This window comes from Herbiconiux sp. L3-i23 (assembly GCF_023734115.1).
GTDB lineage: Bacteria > Actinomycetota > Actinomycetes > Actinomycetales > Microbacteriaceae > Naasia.
In genome coordinates, this window is record NZ_AP025737.1 from 3,051,415 (window position 1) to 3,073,407 (window position 21,993).

A 21,993-nucleotide genomic window follows, 5' to 3' on the forward strand; every position below is an offset into this window, starting at 1 on the left:
GAAGAATCGCGACGTGTCGCTTCGGAATCAGCGCGCCGAGCGCACGGTGTCACCGATTCCAGGCGGAGCGGCGGCCAGCAGCTGATCGACGGTCACCAGGGTGAAGCCTCGTGCGTGGAGGCCGTCGAGGATGGCGGGCACCATGCGGGCGGTGTTCTCGTGGATGTCGTGGCAGAGCACGATGTCGCCCGGGACCGGCCGGTCGACCGTGCGCTCGAGCAGCGTGGCGTCATCCGGGATCCGCCAGTCCTCGGGATCGACGCTCCAGAGGATCGCCGGCATGCCGGCGAGGCGCTGCACGCGATCGTCGATGTCGCCGTAGGGCGGCCGGTAGGTCATCGAGCGCTGGCCGGTGATCGCGACGATCGCCGCGGTGGTCTCGCCGAGCTCGCGTCGGACGTCGGCGTCGCTCAACCCGGTCAGGTGCGGGTGCGCCCAGGTGTGGTTGCCGATCTGGTGGCCCTCGTCGAACGCCCGGCGCACGAGGTCCTCGTCGCCGCCGATGTTCACCCCCTGCACGAAGAAGGTGGCGGCGTCCCGGCGGGAGCGGAGCTCGTCGAGCACGCCCGACGTGTAGCGTCCCGGGCCGTCGTCGAAGGTGAGCGCGACGCAGGCGAAGAACGCACAGTCGACCGGTTCTCGGCCGCGCGCCTCGGCGGCGGGAAGGTCGAGGGGCGCGCCCACGGCCAGTGCCGCCGCGATCTCGGTGCCGCGCGGCGTCAGGTACTGACCGGCCGATACCGCCGGCACGGTGACCACCAGCGGCGGGTCGTCGGGAAGGGCTCCGAGGGCATCCAGCTCGTCGGTGCGAAAGTCCCTCGGCAGCCGCACGACGAGCGACCCGTCCGGTGTCAGCTCGACATCCGTGAAGAGGGCGGTCAGCCGGTCGGGCGGCCATCCAGAGGGATCCTCTTGCATCGCGGGCTCGAACGCGCCGGCAGCGATCTTCAGGGTCTCGACGATCGAGCGCAGCAGCTGCGGCGTCTGCCCTGCGTCGAGGAGGTCGGCGGGCTCCGCCACAAAAGCGCCGTGGGTGTCGGCGTAGAGCGTGCGGACGGTGTCCGTCTGCACCTCGGCGCCGTCAGCGACCACGATCCGGATCTTCTGCACGACCAGACGGCCGGTGGCGGCAACGATCTCGCAGACGACGCTCACGGAACGCCCGTCGCCCGGCGCCGTCGAGACCGGGTCGGCGAGCAGCTCCCCCACCGGGCCGCTGGCCGAGCCCGGCTGACAGACGACGCCAGCGCCGGAGCGAGGTCCGTCGGCGCGCGGCACGTAGGCGACGCCCGTCGCGGCGGCGTTCTCGTCGATGAGTCGCCGGACCTCGCCGCGCAGGAGGGAGTTGAGGACGTCATTGCCTGGGATCTCGATCCAGCGCGCCGCGATGCGAGCGCCGGGGGCGTCCGAGTAAATGACGCGAGTCTCGAGTCCGAGGGCGGGCGCGTCGGGTGCGAACTCCGCGGAATTCGGTACGCCTGCGTCGTTTCCCGCATCTGCCTCGGGGCCCGCGGCGAGCGCCACCGCCCCAGTGGCCGCCGGACGGGGATGCCAGGTCGGGTCGGCGAGGTCGACCTTGCATCCGGAGAGCGCGACCAGCACGCCCGCGGCGAGCGCCGTCGCGGCGAGAACCGGCGCGGCCGGCCGCCTCACGGCGTCACCTCCATCGACGCGACGATGGCGGCGACCTCGGTGCGATAGCCGTCGGGGTCGGTGCCGCGGATCTCGGCGACGACGGCGATGGGGACGCGGTGACCGGGGATCTCGACGACGGCGAGGATCGATCCGCCGCCGTCCTCGTCCTTCCGGGTCGTGTGCTGGACTCGCGCGCCGCTCGACAGCGTCTCGGTGCGCCACCGCGGCTCCGTCCCATCCGAGAGGTCGGCCGGCAGGTCGTCGCCGCGGTCGTTCAGCGACAGTGTGACGTGCATCCGGTCGTCGGGTGAGGCGAGCAGCACGCGCGAGGGGTCGGGCAGCAGGCCGAGGCGCGCCCATCCCTCGTCGACGGCGACGCCGATCCTGTCGTGTCCGTCATCGAGCGTGAGCACCGCCGCCCGATCGAATCGCTCGACGGGGAACCCGGCCAGAGGTCCCGCGGCGAGCAGGAACGCGCCTCCCGCGAGGATTCCGGCGCCGGCGGCCACCCCGCCGACAACGACCGCCGCCCGGCGCCCGCGGCGGGAGCGCTGGAGCCGGTCGCGACCGTGCGAATCGTCCATCGAGCGCACGTTAGCGCTCGGTTCGCAACGAATCGGCGCAGCGCGCAGCAAAGCTGCGCATCGGTGCAATCATCCACCCGCCCGACGCTCCATAGTCTCGGAAGGCAGCAGTCTCGGAAGGGAGCGGGTGCGGCGCCATGCCGGACACCCGGACACCAGACGCAGGACATCGAACACAGGAACTAGGGCCAAAGGAGGCGAACACATGACGGATGCAGTGCGCACGGCGATCATCGGTGAACCCGAGGTCGTCGAGGACAGGGTCGTCGAGGACAGTGACGAGCTGCCCGCCGACTGGTTCTCCCTCAAGGCCGCCGCCACCGCGTTCCAGAGCCTGCAACGCCACGACGGCGCACTCGACGACGGCGCCGATCCGGCGGAGGCGTCACGCCTCCTCGACCGGGTGGTCTCGTCGGTGCAGGCCCTCGCGCCGCTGTTCCCGCACGACGCGGCGTATCTCGACGCCCTGGTGACGGATCTCGGGGCGTGGCGGGACGGCGGATTCGGGGTTCCCGACTTCCTCGACTCGCTGGTCGCCTTCCAGCCGCAGCTCGACCGGCGCGACGGGGTTCGCCACCTCGTGGTGTTCCCCATGTACACGCAGAACGGCAGCACCGACCGACTGCTCGAAGCGGTTCTCGTCGAGACGCTGTGGCCGGACTTCGTCGACGCGCTCGAGTCGGGCCCGTACTCGAACGCCCTCTTCGTCCCCATCCGGTTCCTCGACTTCACGCCCGGGTACGACACCAACTCGGCGGTGCTGTTCCCCGAGACGGTCGCGATGCGGGCCGTGCCGGCGTTCACATGGGGTGCGATCTTCGCCGACCGCGAGGCGGCTAGGTTCCGGGTCGTGACGCGCGCGGCGGCGCGGATCACGAAGCTCGGGCTTCCCGCCGACACCGAGCGGCTCCTCGCCGACCAGCGCCTGGCGGAGGAGACGTTCGTCATGTGGGACCTCATCCACGACCGCACCCACATGCGCGGGGACCTGCCGTTCGACCCATTCATGATCAAGCAGCGGATGCCGTACTTCCTCTACTCGCTCGAGGAACTGCGGTGCGACCTCACCGCGTTCCGCGAGTCGGTGCGGCTCATGCGCGACCCGGGCACCGACGAGCTGACGCGCGACCGGGCGCGGCTCGTGCAGTACGCGGTGCTCTTCGACCGTCTCTTCCGCTTCCCGCTCACCGGCACGCGGGTGCGCAACTACGACGGGCTGGGCGGTCAATTGCTGTTCGCCTGGCTGCACCAGCGTCGCGTGCTGCACTGGACCGACACGGCGCTCGCGTTCGACTGGGAGGCGGTGCCCGACGCGGTCGTCGCGCTCTCGGACGCGATCGACGAGTTGTACTGGAGTTCGATCGACCGGCCGAAGACGGTGCACTGGCTGGCGGCGTACGACCTGGTGCGGTCGGTGCTCGCCCCTCATCCGGCGTCGGCGTGGGCTCGCGGCTTGTCGGACGAGATCCTGTCGGGTCCGCCCAAGGGGATGACGGACGCCGTCCTCGACGACGAGTTCCCCCTGTCGATGTTCTACGAGGCTCTGGCGAAGAAGATGACCGGCGTCATCGAGAGCACTGCCGGCCTCCGCCCCTAGGTCGGATATTACGGGCACAGACGCACGTTCCGGCGCGGCGTGTCGCCCGGAACGTGCGTTTCCGCGTCGAGTGCTCGGGTGAGGCGTCTCCCGTAGGCGAAGAGCGTGGCGATGGCGCGGTCATCGGAGAATGAAGCATCCTGCCGGGGTCACTAGCGCGGGTACGCACGTTCCGGGCGAAGTGGCCCGCCGGAACGTGCGTTCCTGCCCGCAATATCCGACCTGGGAGGATGTGGGGGTGAGTCTGCATGATGCCGAGAGTCGTACGTTCGCTTCCGACAACTACGCGGGGGTGCATCCCGAGGTGCTCGCGGCCCTGGCTGCGGCGAACGGCGGACACCAGGTCGCGTACGGCGGCGACGTCTACACCGCCCGGCTCCAGCAGGTCGTGCGCGAGCACTTCGGCGAATCGGCCGAGACGTTCCCCGTATTCAACGGCACCGGCGCGAACGTCGTCGCCCTGACGTCGATGATGCCGCGGTGGGGCGCCGTCATCGCCGCCGACACCGCGCACATCAACACCGACGAAGCCGGTGCGCCCGAGCGGGTGAGCGGACTCAAGCTCCTCACCGTGCCGACGCCCGACGGCAAGCTCACCCCCGACCTCGTCGCCACCGAGGCGTGGGGCTGGGGCGACGAGCACCGCGCCCAGCCGCTCGCCGTGAGCATCACGCAGACCACCGAACTCGGAACCCTGTACTCGCCCACCGAGGTGCGGGCCATCGCCGACTACGCCCACGACAACGGCATGGCCGTGCACATGGACGGGGCGCGCATCTGGAACGCCGCCGCTGCCCTCGGCGTCGACTTCCGTGCGTTCACCGCCGACGCCGGCGTCGACGTGCTGAGCTTCGGCGGCACCAAGAACGGTCTCCTCGGCGCCGAGGCGATCGTCGTACTCGACCCCGCCCGAGCCACCGGACTCACCTATCTGCGCAAACTCAGCATGCAGCTGACCAGCAAGATGCGCTTCGCGAGCGCCCAACTGCTCGCCCTGTTCGACGACGACCTCGGCATCCGCTCCGCAGCCCACGCGAACGCCATGGCAGCCCGCCTCCGCGCCGCCATCGAGGATGTTCCCGGCCTCTCGTTCAGTCAGAGCACCGACGCGAACGCCGTGTTCGCCGTGCTCGACAACGCCGCCGCCGATCGGATCCGCGAGCGGTACCGCTTCTACGACTGGGACCGGGCCGCCGGGCAGGTCCGGTGGATGTGCGCGTTCGACACCACCGAAGCGGATGTCGACGCCTTCGCCGCCGCGATCCGGGAGGAGCTCGAGCGCTAAGCCGCGGGCCCGCGCAGACTCCGCATCCGCTGGGAGGCCGATGGACGCACGCCGGAAAACAGGGTGATACCAGCTCCCGCTTCCTAGCGTGATGGCATGCGCACCTCCCGTCTCTCCCTGGTTCCGCTCGCCCTCGCCGCCACGCTGCTCGCCGGCTGCACGGGGCAGAACGCACAGCCCGTCGGCGCCCAGACGCCGGAGCCGATCGACGACGACGCCCTGCTCGTCGCGCTCGAGGACATCGCGCCGGGACTCGGCGGCGAGGGCTCCATCGAGGCCGCCGACGCGATCTGCGCGGCGATCGACGACGGCGACGACAGCGAGGCGGTCGACGAGCTCGCGCTCGAAGAACTCGGCGGGGTCGCGGACGAAGAGCTCACGGAGGAGCAGGTGCAGTCGGCGGTGCGGTACATCGCCACCGAGTACTGCGCGTAACGACAGGCTCAGAAGGTTCAGCCGGTCAGGGCCGACCGGCGCGCCGCCGTGCTCAGCGCTGGGATAGCGGGAGGAGACGGGCGAAATCGACGGCCACCGGCAGAATCCTGTGAATCAGCCGGAGATTGGGGTTGACCCCCGTTCGCGGAGTGTTTGCTGTTGCCCAGCTGAGAGCGGCCTCGGTACGTCGGCCCTCGACGCTCGGCGCTGCACCGGGGTGACCCGCCCCGGTGGCCGGACCCCCACCCCTACCCCGAAGGCCACACCCATGACCCTCTCCCGCCCCTGGCGGGGCGCCCTCGTCGTGCCCGCCACCGCTCTTCTCACGCTCGGAGGCGCGCTCTTCGCGGCGCCCGCGCACGCCGAATCCGAGCCGTCCACCAGCTCGATCGTCGTCGAGACCTCCCCCACCGGCGCAGAGGCCGACGAGTCGACCGAGGCCGAAGGCACCGCCCCGGCTGACACGACCGAGCAGCAGGACGAGACCACTCCGTCGGGCGAGTCCACTCAGCCCGAGGCGACCGCGCCGTCGGAAGAGGACGCGCAGAGCCCCGAGGCCGCTCCGGCGGACGACACCGACCAGGCCGACGACGGCGGACAGCAGGGCGTCGACGACTCTGAGTCCACTCCCGTCCCCGCCGGCACCATCGAGATCACGAGCCCGCTCGAGGGCGACACCGCGGACACCCGCACGGTGACCTACACCGGAACGGCGCCCCTCGGGTCGAGCATCACGGCGACAACGGAGTACCCCCTGCTCGGCGACCTGGCGCTGGGACCGATCCCCGTCGATGCGGACGGCGAATTCGTCGTCATCATCCCCTTCGCGCCCGCCACCGAGAACCCGGTGAGCGTCACCTTCTCGGGCACCGACGCGACCGGAACGGCGCTCGAGCCGGTGACCGTCTCGATTGATCTCCCCGATCCGGTCGACACCCCGGTCATCACCGCTCCGACCGCGACGAGCATCGTCGGCACCTCCGTGACCTTCTCCGGTACCGGGATCCCTGGCAACGGCATCGCGATCGTCATCGTCCCGGCCGACGAGGCGAGCCTCGCCGCGCTCGCCACGGTCGACCCGCTCAGCCTCGCGGCGCCGATTCTCGTGCAGCCCGACGGGACGTGGACGGCCACGTACACGCTCGCGCTCGGCACCTTCGCGGTGACCGCCGTGCACATCAGCGACCCGAGCACCTCGCTGATCCCAGAGATCCTGTCCCTGCCCTCGGCGCCGGTGACCTTCAGCCTCGTCGCACCGCCGATCGTCACCTCGTCGATCAACACGACGCCCGTGGCGCCCGTCCTCCCCGACACCGGTCCCTCCGAAGCGGCGCTGATGGGTCCGCTGGCCCTCGCGCTGCTCGCGGTGGGCGCGATCATGCTCGGGGCACGCCGCCGCCTGGCAAAGGTCGCCGCGCGCTGACCGAACGAGGTGCCCGGTTCTGCGGGTCTCGAGCGCCGAGAACCCGCAGAACTGGGCACCTCGGTGTCAGCGGTCGAGGTCGGTCAGGGCGCGCTCCGCTTTCGCCAGCGCGTCGGCCGCCGCCGCCCTCGCCGCGACCAGGTCCTCGAGCTTCTCCTCCTGCGCCTCCAGCGCGTCGGCGACCTCGTCGAGGCGGCGCTGCAGGTCGGACTGCTGATCGAGCAGGTCGTCGCGCTCCGCTCGGGCGGCGTCACGGGCGGTCTTCGCCTCGGCGAGCGCCGCAGCCGCGTCATCGCGTGCACGCGTCGCCTCCGCTCGGCGCTGTTCGAGTTCCCGCCGCTCGGCCTCGGCCCGCTCGTCGTCCCGTTTGCGCCGCGCCGCGTCGAGGTCGTCGACCCGAGCTCCGCCACCCTTCGTCCGCCGAGCCCGCGGCGCCGGCGGCGCGTCGCCCAACGCCACGGCGCCCGCGAGGTCGACGGCATCGAAGCCCGTCGAGCTGATCGCCCGGATGAGTCGACCGGAGCGGACGGCGGCTCCGGCGTCCTCGTCGGCGAGCGCCGCAAGGAGGGTCTGCTCGATCTCATCGCGCGCGGACGGCCCCACCTTCTGGCCGAGTTCGGCGCCGAGCGCCTCGGCCTGGTCGGCGAGCTGCTCGACGACCTTGCGCCGCTGCGCGGTCAGTTGGCGCAGCGCGGTGGCGTCGAGGTCGTCCTGCGCGCTCCGGAGCGTCTCGCCGAGTTCGAGGAACGAGGCGATGTGGTCGGCGCGGTGCCGCGCCAGCATGTTCACCGCCCACGCCGAGACCGACGGCTTGCCGAGGCGGGCGATCTCCGCGGAGGCCTCCCGGTCGCCGTCGGCCTTCGCGCGCTTCGCGGCGGCTCCCCGCTCGGCGATGAACCGGGCGGGGAGCTGTGCGTAGAGGGTGTCGGCGATTGCGCCGAGATCGGCCACGGTCAGGCCAGGGCGCTCTCGAACTTGACGACGTCGAGTCCGTCGCCGTCGGCGCCGACATCGACGCGCACGGTGTCGCCGTCGCGGATGGCGCCCGCGAGCAGTGCGTTCGCGAGCCGGTCGTCGATCTCGTGCTGCATGAGGCGGCGCAGCGGCCGCGCGCCGTACACCGGGTCGTAGCCGCGCTCGGCGAGCCAGGTGCGGGCGTCGGGCGTGACGGCGAGCTGCAGACGACGCCCGGAGAGGCGCCTCTCGAGCCGGTCGATGTAGAGAGACACGATCGAGCCGAGGTCGTCGGCGGACAGCGCCTGGAACACGACGATGTCGTCGAGACGGTTGACGAACTCGGGCTTGAAGGCCTGACGGACCACCGCCTGCACCGCCTCCTCCTTCTGCTCGCTCGTCAGCGACTGGTCGACGAGGAACTGGCTGCCGAGGTTCGAGGTGAGGATCAGGATCGTGTTGCGGAAGTCGACCGTCCGCCCCTGACCGTCGGTGAGACGTCCGTCGTCGAGCACCTGGAGCAGGATGTCGAAGACCTCGGGATGCGCCTTCTCGACCTCGTCGAGCAGCACCACCGAGTACGGGCGACGGCGGACCGCTTCGGTGAGCTGGCCGCCCTGCTCGTATCCGACGTAGCCGGGAGGAGCGCCGACGAGGCGCGAGACGGCGAACTTCTCGCCGTACTCGCTCATGTCGATGCGCACCATGGCCTTCTCGTCGTCGAAGAGGAATTCGGCGAGCGCCCGCGCCAGCTCGGTCTTGCCGACGCCGGTCGGTCCGAGGAAGAGGAACGATCCGGTCGGACGATCGGGGTCGGAGATGCCCGCGCGGGTGCGGCGGACGGCGTCGGCGACGGCGTGGACTGCCTTCTTCTGGCCGATGAGCCGCTTGCCGAGCTCCGCCTCGAGGTTCAGGAGCTTCTCGGTCTCGCCCTGCAGCAGACGCCCCATCGGGATGCCCGTCCACGCGGCGACGACGGCGGCGATGTCCTCGTCGGTGACCTGGTCGTTCACCATCCGCGGCTCGGCCGGCTCGGCTTCGGCGCGCTCCGCCTCGGCGAGCTCACGCTCGATGACCGGCAGCTCGCCGTAGAGCAGGCGGGACGCCTCTTCGAGGTTGCCCTCGCGCTGCGCCCGCTCGGCCCGCATCTGCAGGGCCTCCACACGCTCCTTGAGGTTTCCGACCCGGTTGAGGTCGGCCCGCTCGCGCTCCCACCGCCGCTCGAGTTCGGCGAGCCTCGCCTGACGCTCCGCAAGATCTTCGCGCAGCTTCTCGAGCCGCTCCTTGGACGCGTCGTCCTTCTCGCGCTTCAACGCGAGCTCCTCGAGCTTCAGCCGGTCGACGGAGCGGCGGAGCTCGTCGATCTCGACCGGTGCCGAGTCGATCTCCATGCGCAGTCGCGACGCGGCCTCGTCGATCAAGTCGATGGCCTTGTCGGGCAGCTGACGGGCGGTGATGTAGCGGTTGGACAGCGACGCCGCCGCGACGAGCGCCGAGTCGGCGATCGCCACCTTGTGGTGCGCCTCGTAGCGCGGCTTCAGCCCGCGGAGGATCGCGACGCTGTCCTCGACGCTCGGCTCGCCGACGAAGACCTGCTGGAAGCGCCGCTCGAGCGCGGCGTCCTTCTCGATGTACTGGCGGTACTCGTCGAGCGTGGTCGCGCCGATCATCCGCAGCTCGCCGCGAGCGAGCATCGGCTTCAGCATGTTCGCGGCGGCCACGGAGCCCTCGCCGCCGCCCGCGCCCATCAGGGTGTGCAGCTCGTCGATGAAGGTGATGACCTGGCCGTCGGAGTCGTTGATCTCCTTGAGGACCGCCTTGAGGCGCTCCTCGAACTCGCCCCGGTACTTCGCTCCGGCGATGAGCGCCGAGATGTCGAGGGCGACGAGCTGCTTGTCCTTCAGCGAGTCGGCGACGTCGCCCGCGACGATGCGCTGGGCGAGGCCCTCGACGACGGCCGTCTTGCCGACGCCGGGCTCGCCGATGAGGACGGGGTTGTTCTTGGTGCGGCGGGTCAGCACCTGGCTGACGCGCCGGATCTCGGAATCGCGTCCGATGACGGGATCGAGCTTGCCGCTGCGGGCGATCTCGGTGAGGTTGATGCCGTACTGCTCGAGGGCAGACTTCGGCTGCTCGTCGCTCGAGGGGGCACCCTGCATCCGTGCCATCGATACCTCCTGATCTTGTCGACCGATGACGATAAGTTGAGTCTTGGTGACTCAAGTTTATTGCTCAGGTGCCCCGGGGCGCTAGAGGTTCGCGCCCGGCCGCGCTCGCCCTCAGCGAACCGGCTCCTCCATGGCGTCGATCAGACCGGACTGCAGCCAGCCGAGCCAGCCGTAGATCTCACCGGTGGCACCGAGGTCGGAGGCCTCGAGCCGCTCCGGTCCGATGCGCTCGGCGAGGGCGAGGCGGATGTCGTTGAGCGCGAGCAGCCAGTCCTGCGCCTCCTGGGGGCCCAGAGCGAGGAAGTCGGCGCGCTCGAGGCCGGCGGTCAGCGCGGCGAGCCGTTGGCGCTTCGCGTCGAGAATCCGCTCACGGGTGAACTCGGCGAACTCCGCCGACGCCTCGGGGTCATCGGCGCCGTAGGCGTCGGGCACCAGGCGGGCGAGGACCGGGTCGCCCGCCTCGGCCTGGGACACGGTGCGGTCGAGGCCCTCGGCGAGGCCGCGCAGCACCCGGATCTCGTCTTCCGAGAACGCCCGGTAGATGCCGTCGCCCCGCCGGACGAATCCCGCGGTCACTCCTCGGACCGGCGAAGCGTCGCCCAGAGTCCGTAGCCGTGCAGCGCTTCCACGTGCCTCTCCATCTCTTCGCGCACCCCGGACGCGACGACCGCCTTGCCGTCGTTGTGCACCTGCAGCATCAGCCGCTCCGCTCGGTCCCTCTGCATGCCGAAGTAGCTCGTGAACACCCAGGTGACGTAGGTCATGAGGTTGACCGGGTCGTCCCAGACGATCACGACCCACGGCGACCCGAGCGAGAGCTCCTCGTCGAGGACCACCTCTTCGACGCCCGTCGGTTCGATCCGGGTCCCCTCCAGGACGTCGCTCATCTCTGCACCCTCATGTCTCCACCCTCACATCTCAACCCTGTCACGGTCGACCTCGGGGCGGGCCTCGCCGTCGGGCGGCTTCGGCGGGTAGACCCAGGTGACGAGCACGACCGACACGATCATCAGCAGGAACCAGGAGACCAGCTTCGACGCCGATACGGGCTCCCACCCGTCGACCTGATCGGGATACGCCCACGCACCCGCCCACGTCGCGACGTTCTCGGCGATCCAGATGACCGCCGCGAGTCCCGCGAACGCGGCGAGAAGCGGAAGTCGGAAGCTGCTGCGCAATGACCGCACCACCATCGTGGTCCGCCACCACAGCACGGCGACCAGCACGAGGAGGAGGTAGCGGAGATCGACGACGAAGTGGTGGCTGAAGAAGTTCAGGTAGATCGCGGCGGCGACCACCGCGGTGGCCCAGACCGGCGGGTAGCGCACGAAGCGCAGGTCGAACAGCCGGTAGACGCGCACCATGTACGACCCGACCGCGGCGTACATGAAGCCGCTGAACAGGGGAACCGCGGCGATGCGGAGCACGCCGCCCTCGTCGTAGTTCCACGACCCGACGTCGGTCTTGAACAGCTCCATCACGGTGCCGACGACGTGGAAGAGCACGATGACCCGGAGTTCGCGCGCGGTCTCGAGGCCGGTGGCCACCATGAGGATCTGGATGATCACCGCCACGACCGTGAGCACGTCGTTGCGGGCGATCGCCGCGTCGTCGGGGTGGAGCAGCCGGGCGAGCACCAGGGCGACCAGCAGCAGGAAGCCGAACACCGACGACCACGCCTGCTTGGCGACGAACGCTGCGAACTCGATCAGCCATGCGCGCACGCCGCGGTCGGCCGCACGGTCGAGCAGCTCGCGGGCCCAGGCATCGAGGCGGGCCTCGAGGCGCGTGAAGCCGAACCGTCGTCCCCCGCTCGCCGCCTCGCCCACCGACAGCAGGCTACGTCGTCGGCTCCCGCGTCGGCGCGAGCGCGGGTGGATCGCGGGCCGGGTTCAGGCGCGCGACTGAGTGATTCGCAGCATGTTGCCCGACGGGTCGCGGAAGGCGCAGTCCCGCATTCCGTAGGGCTGGTCCACCGGTTCCTGCAGCACCTCTCCACCGGCGGCGCGCACCTGTTCGAACGCGGCATCCACGTCGGCCGCGGTGAAAATGGCGCCCCGGAGCAGCCCCTTCGCGAGCATCTCCGCCATGGTCTGCTTGTCCGCGTCGGAAGCGGTGGGGTCGGCGAGCGGCGGTTCGAGCACGATGGAGACGTCGGGCTGGGCGGGCGAGCCGAGCGTCACCCAGCGCATGCCCTCGAAGCCGACGTCGTTGCGGACCTCGAGTCCGAGGGCATCGCGGTAGAACGCGAGCGCCTGATCGAAATCGGAAGTGGCGATGAAGCTCTGCGAAAGCGTGATATCCATGGTCGCCACGTTAGGCAGGCCGGTCGGCCGACGCTTCTCGGATCCTGACCGGTCTCGTCGCGACCTTCGCGACGCAGGCGGGGATGTCGGCGCCGGCGTCATGGGCACGCGACCGGTAGACGCTCGGACTGACGCCGACCAGTTCGGTGAACCGCGTGCTGAACGACCCGAGCGACGTGGCGCCGACGGCGACGCACACCTCGGTCACCGACAGGTCACCACGACGCAGCAGCGCCTTGGCCCGCTCGATACGCCTCGTCATCAGGTAGTTGTACGGAGTCTCGCCGTAGGCGGCGCGGAAGCTGCGGGAGAAGTGCCCGGGCGACATCAGCGCGGTCCGCGCAAGGGCGGGGACATCGAGCGGCTCCGCGTACTCGCGGTCCATCCGGTCGCGCGCCCGCCGCAGCCGTACGAGGTCGTCGAGATCCACGCGACCACCATCCCACAGGCGGATCCGCACCGGAACAGGGGCGTCTCAGACCATCCGGTAGGTCAGACCATCCGATACGACTGGGGGCCGTTCGCCGCGGGGCGGGACGAGGCGGTCGCCTCTGCGGCGGCGAGCCGCTTGCGGGCCTTCAGATACCAGCGGATCGCGGCCCCGAGCATCCCGAGCAGGCCGAGGAGACCCGCGCCACCGGCGAGGACCTCGGTCGGGGCGGTCGCCGCGGCGGGAGCGGGCTGCGCGGCGGCGGCATCGGGGGCCGCAGCGGCGGCGATCGTGCCGCTGTCGGTGACCGACGAGGTCCCCCCGGACACCGTCACCGTGTTCGTGCGCGCCCCGGATCGCGTCTCGGCGGAGGCGGCAGCGGTGGCCGCAGCGGAGCCCATCGACGCGGTCGTGCCGCGGGTGACGAGTACCGAGGTCCCCGTGGAGGTGACGGTGGTGACGAGCTCGATGAGAGGTTCCTCGGGGGCGGCGCTCGGCGGCGCGGGCTCGGCCGTCGGTGCGGCCGCGACCGGGGGCCGCAGGGGTGCGATGCTCCCCGCGGTCGTCACCCAGGCGCTCGTGCCGGTTCCGTTCGCCGCTCGGACCCGGACGGTGTAGCCCTGATCGCTGGTCAGACCGCCGAGGCGGAAGACGTTCCCGGCGAGCTCTTCGGCGCCGACCGAGCGCCACACGCCCGCACCGGGTCCGCTCGTGGCGGCGACCTGCCAGCCGACGGCGACGACCGGCCGATCGACGCTCGAGGTCGCAGCGAGTCGCACGGTGAGGGCGGCGATCCCCGGTTCGGCGGCGACGATGATCGGGGCGACCGGGGACGACACCGGAGTCGTGGGCTCGGAATTCGTCGAGACGGTGCTGCCCGTCGGGTTGGTCGCCACCACCCGCACGGAGTAGGCGGCACCGTTGGTGAGGCCCGAGAAGACGTAGCGGCCGCCGACGATGGTCGGGGTGGCGTCGGACCAGGAGCCGATGCTCGTCACCCAGCCGTAGGGCGGTGCGGCGATCGCCGCCCCGGATCGCAGCTTGCCCTGGGTTGCGGGACCGTTCGGGCTGCCCTCACCCGCGGCGGTCGCGGGCGCGAAGTGGACGGCGGCGATCTGCCAGACGGCGCCTGCGAGCGGCGCGGCGGCCGTGTCGGGCAGGACGGCCTCGATGCTGAGGCGCCCGTCGCCGGGGATGACCCGACCGATCGCGGGCGTCGTCGGTGCGGCGATCGGTCGGAAGGCGGCCGGCGAGGTCCATGCGGAGACGCCGTAGGCGTTGGTGGAAGCGACCCGCAGCAGGTAGTCAGTACCGTTCTGCAGGCCCGCGAGCACGAACCCGCCCGCGCTGACGGCGACGACCTGCGCCGTGGACCAGTCGTCGGGGTCGGCGGCCCTCGCGACCTGCCAGATCGCGTCCGCCTCGTCGGCGGGTCGACCGTCGGTGGACGGGAAGTCCACGGTGAGGTCGGCACCGGAGGACTTCGGCGTGACGACCGGTGCGGTCGGCGGCGTCGGCGCTCCGACCGCGAGGAAGGCGGAGGATTGCGTCCACGCGCTCGCACCGACGTCGTTGCTCGCCCGGACGCGCACACGGTAGGTCGTTCCCGACTCGAGGCCGTCGAAGAGGATCGAGCCGCCGTCGGAGGTGGGCACGACGTCGGTCCACGCGTCGCCGGATCCGTCGGTCACGGCGGCGAGCTGCCATGAGGTGCTCGCGACCGGCGCGGCGGCAGACGACGGGACCGTCACGTCGATCCGCGCGGAAGAGTCTGCTCGCGTGATCGCGCCGAGTGCGGGCGCGGCGGGTGCGGCGACGGGAGTGACGAGGACCCACGCGCTGGCCGGCGCCTCGCCGATCTCGTTCGCCGCCGTCACGCGGATCCGCTGCGCGACGCCGTTCTCGAGGCCGGTGACCGTCCAGGTGTCGGCGGCGCCGGTCGCCGGGACGACGCGCCAGGACCCTCCGGAGTCGGTCGACACCTCCCACACCGCGTCGGCGCCGAGGCTCGGCCGCGCTGGCATGGAGCGGAAGTCGACGACCGCGGTGACGCCGCCGTCGACGCGCGTCGTCGTGCCGATCACGGCGCGCGAGGGGCGGTCGATGGTGCGCACGGCACCGCTCTCGGACCAGGCGCTGAGGCCGACCTGGTTCGTGGATGCGGCGCGCAGTCGGTACTCGACACCGGTGGTCAATCCGCTGACGGTGTAGCGACCGGCGCCGGACGTCGCGGGGAAGACGGGCGTCCAGCTCGTTCCGGACGGGCCGACCGTGCCGAGCTGCCAGAAAGTGCTGGTCACGGGTGCCGCGACGGTGCCGCCGAAGTCGGCGACGATGCTGATCGAATCCGGGGTGCGGGCGACGCTGCCGAGGACCGGAGCGGCGGGCGCGGCGATCGGGGTGATCGCCGTCTCGACCGTCGCGCTCTCGCCGATGCGGTTGACGGCGCGAGCGCGGAGCGCGTAAGGGGTCCCGTTGACCAGTCCGGAGAAGGTCCACGAGGAACCCGTTCGGATGGGGGCGACGCGCACCCAGTCGGTGGTGCCGGCAGGAGCGAGGTCGAATAGCGCCGATGCCGGGTCGCTCGGCGCCGCATCGGTGCTGACGAACGTCGGAGACCAGATGGCGCCCCCGTTCAGCGGGACAGGGGTGGCGTTCGCGGGAGCGGCGGGAAGACCGATCGGGCGACCGGATACGGCCTCGGAGGTCTCGTGCTCCACTCCCGCGACGATCGTGGTGACCGTGAAAACGTAGTCCTGACCGTCGACGAGTCCGCCGACATCGGCCTGAGCGGTCGTGCCGCCGCCGATGTTCACGGGCGTCCAGGTGGCCGATCCGAGGGCCCGCCACTTCACCCGGTAGCCGGTTCCCGGCGCGATGACGGCGGGAGGCGTCCAGGTGAGACGCACCACACCCGCAGCGAGAGGCGCCGCGGCCACACCGGTCGGCGCCCGGTAGCCCAGGTAGCGGGTCTCGGTGACCAGGTCGAACCGGGTCGACTCGACGCCCCACTGACGCTCTTCCACCCAGACCCGGTAGTTGCCGAGCGGGAGGCCGGTCATGCTGAGGGTCGCTCCGGTCCAGCCGACGGAGTTGTCGAGGGTGACGCTGCGCTGGTCGGTGGCGTTGGTCGCGAGGTTCAGATACCTCAGTCGGTACTCCCACTTGCCACCGACCTGGGCACCGAGCGCGATCTCCGCACTGAAGCCGGTCTGGCCGATGGTTGTGATCGTGGCGGTCGAGGCGGCCGCGTTGGCAGCGGGTGCGGGCGCGACGACGATCATCGCCAGCACACCGATGACGGCGAGACCGGCGACGAGCAGAGAGCGTGCCCGCCGGATCACCCGGCGCCCCGCACCTTGGCGACGAGGTCGAGGATGCCGCCGAGGACTCCCTTTCCGCCGCCGCTTCCCGTTCCCGGGTATTCGAGGTCGAGCAGGCGGGTGAGCTTGAGGCGTCGGATGCGGATGCTGACGCTCGCCGCGGCTCCGGCGACCGCGCCGGTCGCGGCGGTGGCCGCGACGGCGCCTCCGACGAGGTACGGCACGGCGGCGTCGCCCTGCAAGGCGAGGATCTCGGCGAGCCCGCCCTCGTCGGTCGGCGCCGGGGCGACCGGTGCGACGACGGCCTCGTCGGCCGCCGCCTCGATGGTGATGGTGTACTCGCCGGTCGCGGTGCCGCCCGCGAGGTCGGTGCCGGTGAAGACGAGGGTGTGCTGCCCTGGGGCGAGGTCCGCGGGGAGCGGGAACTGCGCGTCGACGGCGCCGCTGTCATCGGTCGTCCCCTCGACGAGCTTCGTCTCGGCGATCGACAGCCGCACGTTGAAGGGCGTCGACGGGGCGAGCGAGGCGCCGGTGACGCGGACGCCGGCGCCCACGATCGTTCCATCGGGCCCCGGAACGAGCGAGAACGAGAGTTGAGCTGCCGCTGCCGCGGTGGCCGCGGGCGTCGGCGCTGCGGCCGTCGGGGCCGGGGCGATGGGGGCAGGAGCGGACGGTTGCGATGCACCGGAGTCTCCCGTGACGGAGATCCAGACGGGTACCGCCGAGGACCGGGCTCCCCCGGCGATGGCGACGACCGAGGCGCTCCACGAGCCGGGCCGCTGACCGATGAAGGTCATCGAGGCCTGCGAGGCGGGCGCGGTGCGAGTGGAGACGGCACCGGCCGCGTCCGTTGCGGTGACTTCGACGGTGTCGACGTCGGCGGTGGTGTACCAGTCGAGGTAGACGGCGCCGTTCTCTCCGTGGGTGGAGGCGGAGACGATCGGTTCGTCGACCATGACCGCGGCGGCCGCGGCGGTCGGCGCGAACAGCGCGACGAAGCTCAGCGCCAGCACGGCGATGAACGCGTTGAACGGTCGCTTCACGACTCCCCTTCCCGCGGACAATCCTGACGGGCGCCGCGAGAATGCGCCTCCCCCCTTACGGGACGGTGTTCGCTGAGCGAACACCGGGCTCGCTGAGGGGCGGGCCCGCCCGTTGAGCGGAGCGATACGAAGGGACCCGCTCCCCCTGCTCGCTGAGGAGGCCCGCCAGGGCCGTCGCGAAGCGAGGAACCGCCCATCCAGCCGAACTTCGAGCCCACCGACCAACCCGCGTCGCATCGCGACGGCCGTGAACGGCCTCCTCAGCGACCAAGTGTCAGCCGCCCGTTGAGCGGAGCGATACGAAGGGACCCGGTCGCCCTGCTCGCTGAGGAGGCCCGCCAGGGCCGTCGCGAAGCGAAGAACCACCCCATCCGGCCGAACTTCGGGCCCACCGATCAACTCGCGTCGCATCGCGACGGCCGTGAACGGCCTCCTCAGCGACCAGGTGAACGAAGCGCGTCGACCTCGGCGCTGCGCTCTCGATACGCTCGTTCCTCGCTACTCGAGCCGTCTCGATACGGCGCTGGCGCGCCTACTCGACGACCGGTGGCGCACCCATCCGCCCGTTGAGCGGAGCGATACGAAGGGACCCGCTCCCCCTGCTCGCTGAGGAGGCCCGCCAGGGCCGTCGCGAAGCGAGGACCGGACTTCGAGCCCGGTCAGCGCTCGAGGGGGCGCCAGACCACGACGGCGTTCTGCTTGCGCACGCGCGCCCCCGCCCTGAGCGAGATGACGTCGCCCTCGGTGCCGGCGGCGAACACGCGGCTGCCGGGTCGACGCAGCAGCTCGTCGGCGAGCGCCGACTCGAGCTCGCGCACCCGTCCGCGCAGGCTGCTGACCTCGTTCTCGAGTTCGAGGATGCGCCGTATGCCTTCCAGGCTGATGCCCTCGGCGCCGAGACGGGCGACTTCGCGCAGCTGCACGATGTCGCGCATCGAGTAGCGGCGGGACTTGCCGGCGGTGCGGGTCGGGGAGACGAGGCCGATGCGGTCGTACTGGCGGAGCGTCTGCGGGTGCATGCCCGCGAGCTCGGCCGCGGCGGCGATGGCGAACAGCGGCGCCTCGATCATGTCGTCCATCCCCTCCCCCGTCACGCCGTTCTGGCCTTGCTGAGCAGGTCGTCGCGCGGGTTCTCGCTCGGGCCGGCGGCCTCGAACGCTTCGAGCGCCTCGCGTTGGGCGTCGGTGAGTCGGTTCGGCACCGCGACCTCGATGCGGGCGAGGAGGTCGCCGGTGCCCTTGCTGGTGGTGACGCCGCGGTCCTTGACCCGCAGCACCTTGCCGCTCGAGGTGCCGGGCGCGACGCGCAGCTTGACGGGGTCGCCGCCGAGCGTCGGCACCTCGATGGTGGCGCCGAGCGCCGCCTCCGCGTAGGTCACCGGCACGGTGATGCGCAGGTTGAGGCCGTCGCGTTCGAAGACCGGGTGCTTGCGCACGGTGACGGTGAGGACCAAGTCACCGGCCTCGCCGCCGTCGGGGCTCGGTTCGCCCTTGCCGCGCAGCTTGATCTTCTGGCCGTCGCTGACCCCCGCCGGGATCTTGACGTTGATCGGCTTGCCGTCGGCGCCCTGCAGGCGCACGGTGTCGCCCTTCGTCGCCGTCAGGAAGTCGATGATGGTGGTCGCCGAGACATCGCGACCCGGAGTCGGGCCGCCGAACCCGCGATAGCCACCGCTGGTCTGGCCGAAGCCGCCCTGGCCGAAGCGCCCGTTGCCGGGTGCTCCCCCGCCGAACATCGAGAAGATGTCGCCGAAGTCGGCCTGCGAGTATCCCGCGCCCGGTCGTCCGCCCCCGCCGCCCCCGAACATGCCGCCGAAGACGTCCTCGAACCCGCCCTGGCCTCCGCCGCCCGCGGTGAAGCGAGCGCCGGAGCCCATGGCGCGGATCTGGTCGTACTCGGCGCGCTGCGTCGAGTCGGAGAGCACCGAGTAGGCCTCGGAGATCTCCTTGAACTTCGCCTCAGCCGCGTCGTTGCCGGGATTCGAGTCGGGATGGAACTGCCGCGCGAGCTTGCGGTAGGCCTTCTTCACCGCCTGCTCGTCGGCGTCCTTGGACACGCCGAGCACCTTGTAGAAGTCCTTGTCGAACCAGTCTTGGCTTGCCAATGGCGTCCTGTGTGCTTTCTGACGTGGGCGTCGAGCCCGTGCGAGTTACGGGGACCCGATGCTATTCGGAAGGGGTGTCGACGACGACCTTCGCCGCCCGGAGGGTGACATCGCCGATGCGGTAGCCGCGTTCGACGACGTCGGCGACCGTCGGTGCGGTCACCTCGGGGTTGGGCTTCTGGAAGATCGCCTCGTGCTGGGTGGGGTCGAACGCTTCGCCCGGCTCGCCGAATCCGACGAGACCGATGCGCTCGGTGGATCCGCGCAGCTTCGACGCGATCGTGGTGAGCGGTCCGCCCTCGGCGAGGTCGCCGTGCTTCTCGGCACGGTCGAGGTCGTCGAGCACCGGGAGCAGTAGCTTCACGACGTCGCCGACCGCACGGTCGCGCTCGATCTGCCGGTTCGCCTCGGTGCGGCGGCGGTAGTTGGCGTACTCCGCCGACACGCGCTTCAAGTCGGCGAGGTGTACGCTCTCGGCCGACTCTGCCTCTTCGGCGCTCGCGGTGCCGGAGGACACGTCCTCGAGGAAGGACAGGTCCTCCTGCGAGAATCCGCCGTCCTCGTCGGCGCCGCCCGCATCGGGCGCGGCTCCGCCGGTGGGGGTCTCGATGTCGGGTCCCTCCATCGAGACGAAACCGGGCTCGGCCGGAGCCGACGAGGCGGTGTTTTCCGCGTCGTCGGCTCCGTCCTGCTGCGGGCTGCGGTCCTTCGGGTCTTCTTCTTCCTTGGGGGCCATCTGCAGCGGTTCCTTACTTCTTGTCGTCTTCGTCGTCGACGACCTCGGCGTCGACGATGTCCTCGTCGTTGCCGCTCGACTCGCCCGCCGGCGCACCGTCGGCCGGAGCCTGCTGGTCTGCCTGCGGCTGCGAGTAGATCGCCTGACCGATCTTCGTCTGGCTCTCTGCGAGCTTGTCGGCAGCGGTCTTCACCGCATCGTCGTCGTCGCCTGCGAGCGCCGTCTTCAGAGCGTCGACGTCGGCCTGCACCTCGGTCTTGACGTCCTCGGGCAGCTTGTCGTCGTTCTCCTTGATGAGCTTCTCGATCGAGTAGACCATCTGCTCGGCGCTGTTGCGGACCTCGGCGGCCTCGCGGCGGCGCTTGTCCTCGGCCGCGTGCTCCTCCGCCTCGCGGACCATGCGCTCGATGTCCTCCTTGGGCAGCGACGAGCCGCCCGAGATGGTGATGGTCTGCTCCTTGCCGGTGCCCTTGTCCTTCGCGGAGACCTGCACGATGCCGTTGGCGTCGATGTCGAAGGTCACCTCGACCTGCGGCACGCCGCGGGGGGCCGGAGCGATGCCGGTGAGCTCGAAGGTGCCGAGCGGCTTGTTGTCGCGGGTGAACTCGCGCTCGCCCTGGAAGACCTGGATGGCGACCGACGGCTGGTTGTCGTCGGCGGTCGTGAAGGTCTCGCTGCGCTTGGTGGGGATGGCGGTGTTGCGCTCGATGAGCTTCGTCATGATGCCGCCCTTGGTCTCGATGCCGAGCGACAGCGGGGTGACGTCGATGAGGAGGACGTCCTTGCGCTCGCCCTTCAGCACACCGGCCTGCAGGGCGGCGCCGACGGCGACGACCTCGTCAGGGTTGACGCCCTTGTTGGGCTCCTTGCCGGTCTCCTGCTTCACGAGCTCGCTGACGGCGGGCATACGGGTCGAGCCACCGACGAGCACCACGTGGGCGATGTCGCCCACCTTGATGCCGGCCTCCTTGATGACGTCCTCGAACGGCTTCTTGGTGCGGTCGAGGAGGTCCTTGGTGAGGTCCTCGAACTTGGCACGGGTGAGGGTCTCGTCGAGGTTGGCGGGGCCGTTCTCGGTGAGCGAGAGGTAGGGCAGCTGAATGCTCGTCGAGGTCGAGCTCGACAGCTCCTTCTTCGCCTGCTCCGCGGCCTCCTTGAGGCGCTGCAGCGCGATCTTGTCCTTCGAGACGTCGACACCGGTCGAGTCCTTGAACCGCTGGATCAGCCACTCGACGACGCGCTGGTCCCAGTCGTCGCCGCCGAGGCGGTTGTCACCGGCCGTGGCACGGACCTGGATGGTCGAGAAGTCGTCGTCCTTGCCCACTTCGAGCAGCGAGACGTCGAAGGTTCCGCCACCGAGGTCGAAGACGAGGATGAGCTCGTCCTCCTTGCCGCGGTCGAGGCCGTAGGCGAGGGCGGCCGCGGTGGGCTCGTTGATGATGCGCAGGACGTTGAGTCCCGCGACCTCGCCGGCCTCCTTGGTGGCCTGACGCTCGGCGTCGTTGAAGTAGGCGGGGACGGTGATGACCGCGTCGGTCACCGTGTCGCCGAGGTACTGCTCGGCGTCGCGCTTGAGCTTGCCGAGGATGCGAGCCGAGATCTCCTGCGGGGTGTACTTCTTGCCGTCGATCTCGGTGGTCCAGTCGGTGCCCATGTGGCGCTTGACGCTCGAGATGGTGCGGTCGACGTTGGTGACCGCCTGACGCTTGGCGGTCTCGCCGACAAGGACGTCGCCGTCCTTCGTGAAGGCGACGACGGAGGGGGTGGTGCGGAAGCCCTCGGCGTTCGCGATGACGACGGGCTCGCCGCCTTCGAGGACCGAGACCACCGAGTTGGTGGTTCCGAGGTCGATGCCTACTGCACGTGCCATGTTGTGTGTTTCTCCTTCTGTGGCCTTCGAGGCCGTCGGTCTTTCGGTCGGAGCGACCCGGGGGTCGCGGAAGTCGGATCGGGCACGAGCCTGACGGGCA

The 21,993-nt window shown here is 70.8% G+C and carries 19 protein-coding genes; 4 read left to right on the plus strand and 15 right to left on the minus strand.

Annotated elements, in window-relative coordinates; all coding sequences use genetic code 11:
* Positions 1-27 precede the first annotated feature (27 nt).
* Both NGH83_RS14595 and NGH83_RS14600 read right to left on the minus strand, forming a co-directional pair.
* Positions 28-1,653: a polysaccharide deacetylase family protein gene (locus NGH83_RS14595; protein ID WP_251856974.1), complete on the minus strand. Its 1,626-nt coding sequence runs from the start codon at positions 1,651-1,653 to the stop codon at positions 28-30.
* A complete protein-coding gene (locus NGH83_RS14600; RefSeq protein WP_251856975.1) occupies positions 1,650-2,219 on the minus strand; it encodes a hypothetical protein in 570 nt (189 codons plus the stop codon). Before NGH83_RS14600 ends, NGH83_RS14595 begins: the two co-directional genes overlap by 4 nt.
* 205 nt (positions 2,220-2,424) lie before the next feature.
* Here NGH83_RS14600 and NGH83_RS14605 point away from each other — a divergent pair, with 205 nt between their 5' ends.
* The 4 genes from NGH83_RS14605 to NGH83_RS14620 all read left to right on the plus strand — a co-directional run bounded on the left by NGH83_RS14605 (position 2,425) and on the right by NGH83_RS14620 (position 6,959).
* A complete protein-coding gene (locus NGH83_RS14605) occupies positions 2,425-3,816 on the plus strand; it encodes a DUF6421 family protein (RefSeq protein WP_251856976.1) in 1,392 nt (463 codons plus the stop codon).
* Positions 3,817-4,054: 238 nt separating this feature from the next.
* A complete protein-coding gene (locus tag NGH83_RS14610) occupies positions 4,055-5,101 on the plus strand; it encodes a low specificity L-threonine aldolase (RefSeq protein ID WP_251856977.1) in 1,047 nt (348 codons plus the stop codon).
* 96 nt (positions 5,102-5,197) lie between these two features.
* A complete protein-coding gene (locus tag NGH83_RS14615) occupies positions 5,198-5,536 on the plus strand; it encodes a hypothetical protein (RefSeq protein ID WP_251856978.1) in 339 nt (112 codons plus the stop codon).
* Positions 5,537-5,804: 268 nt separating this feature from the next.
* A complete protein-coding gene (locus tag NGH83_RS14620) occupies positions 5,805-6,959 on the plus strand; it encodes a hypothetical protein (protein WP_251856979.1) in 1,155 nt (384 codons plus the stop codon).
* 66 nt (positions 6,960-7,025) lie between these two features.
* On the opposite strand, the gene NGH83_RS14625 is transcribed toward NGH83_RS14620, so the two are convergent.
* From NGH83_RS14625 to dnaK, 13 genes are all read right to left on the minus strand, one after another.
* Entirely contained in the window at positions 7,026-7,910 is an 885-nt protein-coding gene (locus NGH83_RS14625) for a hypothetical protein (protein ID WP_251856980.1), read from the minus strand.
* A 2-nt stretch (positions 7,911-7,912) separates the two neighbouring features.
* Positions 7,913-10,081: an ATP-dependent Clp protease ATP-binding subunit gene (locus NGH83_RS14630; protein WP_251856981.1), complete on the minus strand. Its 2,169-nt coding sequence runs from the start codon at positions 10,079-10,081 to the stop codon at positions 7,913-7,915.
* Between the two features lie 111 nt (positions 10,082-10,192).
* A complete protein-coding gene (locus tag NGH83_RS14635; protein WP_251856982.1) occupies positions 10,193-10,657 on the minus strand; it encodes a DUF2017 family protein in 465 nt (154 codons plus the stop codon).
* Complete coding sequence (gene clpS / locus NGH83_RS14640; protein WP_251856983.1) at positions 10,654-10,968, minus strand: ATP-dependent Clp protease adapter ClpS; 315 nt, start codon at positions 10,966-10,968, stop codon at positions 10,654-10,656. Before clpS ends, NGH83_RS14635 begins: the two co-directional genes overlap by 4 nt.
* A gap of 24 nt (positions 10,969-10,992) precedes the next feature.
* Positions 10,993-11,910 carry a DUF817 family protein gene (locus NGH83_RS14645; protein WP_251856984.1) on the minus strand — a complete coding sequence of 306 codons (918 nt, stop codon included), beginning with the start codon at positions 11,908-11,910 and terminating at the stop codon, positions 10,993-10,995.
* A 63-nt stretch (positions 11,911-11,973) separates the two neighbouring features.
* Positions 11,974-12,387 carry a VOC family protein gene (locus NGH83_RS14650; RefSeq protein WP_251856985.1) on the minus strand — a complete coding sequence of 138 codons (414 nt, stop codon included), beginning with the start codon at positions 12,385-12,387 and terminating at the stop codon, positions 11,974-11,976.
* A 10-nt stretch (positions 12,388-12,397) separates the two neighbouring features.
* Entirely contained in the window at positions 12,398-12,772 is a 375-nt protein-coding gene (locus tag NGH83_RS14655; RefSeq protein ID WP_251858546.1) for a helix-turn-helix transcriptional regulator, read from the minus strand.
* A gap of 107 nt (positions 12,773-12,879) precedes the next feature.
* Positions 12,880-16,161, minus strand: a complete 3,282-nt coding sequence (locus tag NGH83_RS14660) for a fibronectin type III domain-containing protein (RefSeq protein WP_251856986.1) — start codon at positions 16,159-16,161, stop codon at positions 12,880-12,882.
* Positions 16,158-17,183, minus strand: a complete 1,026-nt coding sequence (locus NGH83_RS14665) for a hypothetical protein (RefSeq protein WP_251856987.1) — start codon at positions 17,181-17,183, stop codon at positions 16,158-16,160. Before NGH83_RS14665 ends, NGH83_RS14660 begins: the two co-directional genes overlap by 4 nt.
* Positions 17,184-17,842: 659 nt before the next feature.
* Positions 17,843-18,262: a heat shock protein transcriptional repressor HspR gene (locus tag NGH83_RS14670; RefSeq protein ID WP_251856988.1), complete on the minus strand. Its 420-nt coding sequence runs from the start codon at positions 18,260-18,262 to the stop codon at positions 17,843-17,845.
* 11 nt (positions 18,263-18,273) lie between these two features.
* Complete coding sequence (locus NGH83_RS14675) at positions 18,274-19,287, minus strand: DnaJ C-terminal domain-containing protein (protein ID WP_251856989.1); 1,014 nt, start codon at positions 19,285-19,287, stop codon at positions 18,274-18,276.
* Between the two features lie 61 nt (positions 19,288-19,348).
* Complete coding sequence (locus NGH83_RS14680; protein ID WP_251856990.1) at positions 19,349-20,023, minus strand: nucleotide exchange factor GrpE; 675 nt, start codon at positions 20,021-20,023, stop codon at positions 19,349-19,351.
* 13 nt (positions 20,024-20,036) lie between these two features.
* The gene (dnaK, locus tag NGH83_RS14685) at positions 20,037-21,893 is read right to left on the minus strand and encodes a molecular chaperone DnaK (protein WP_251856991.1); all 1,857 of its coding nucleotides are present in this window, start codon (positions 21,891-21,893) and stop codon (positions 20,037-20,039) included.
* Between the last annotated feature and the right edge of the window lie 100 nt (positions 21,894-21,993).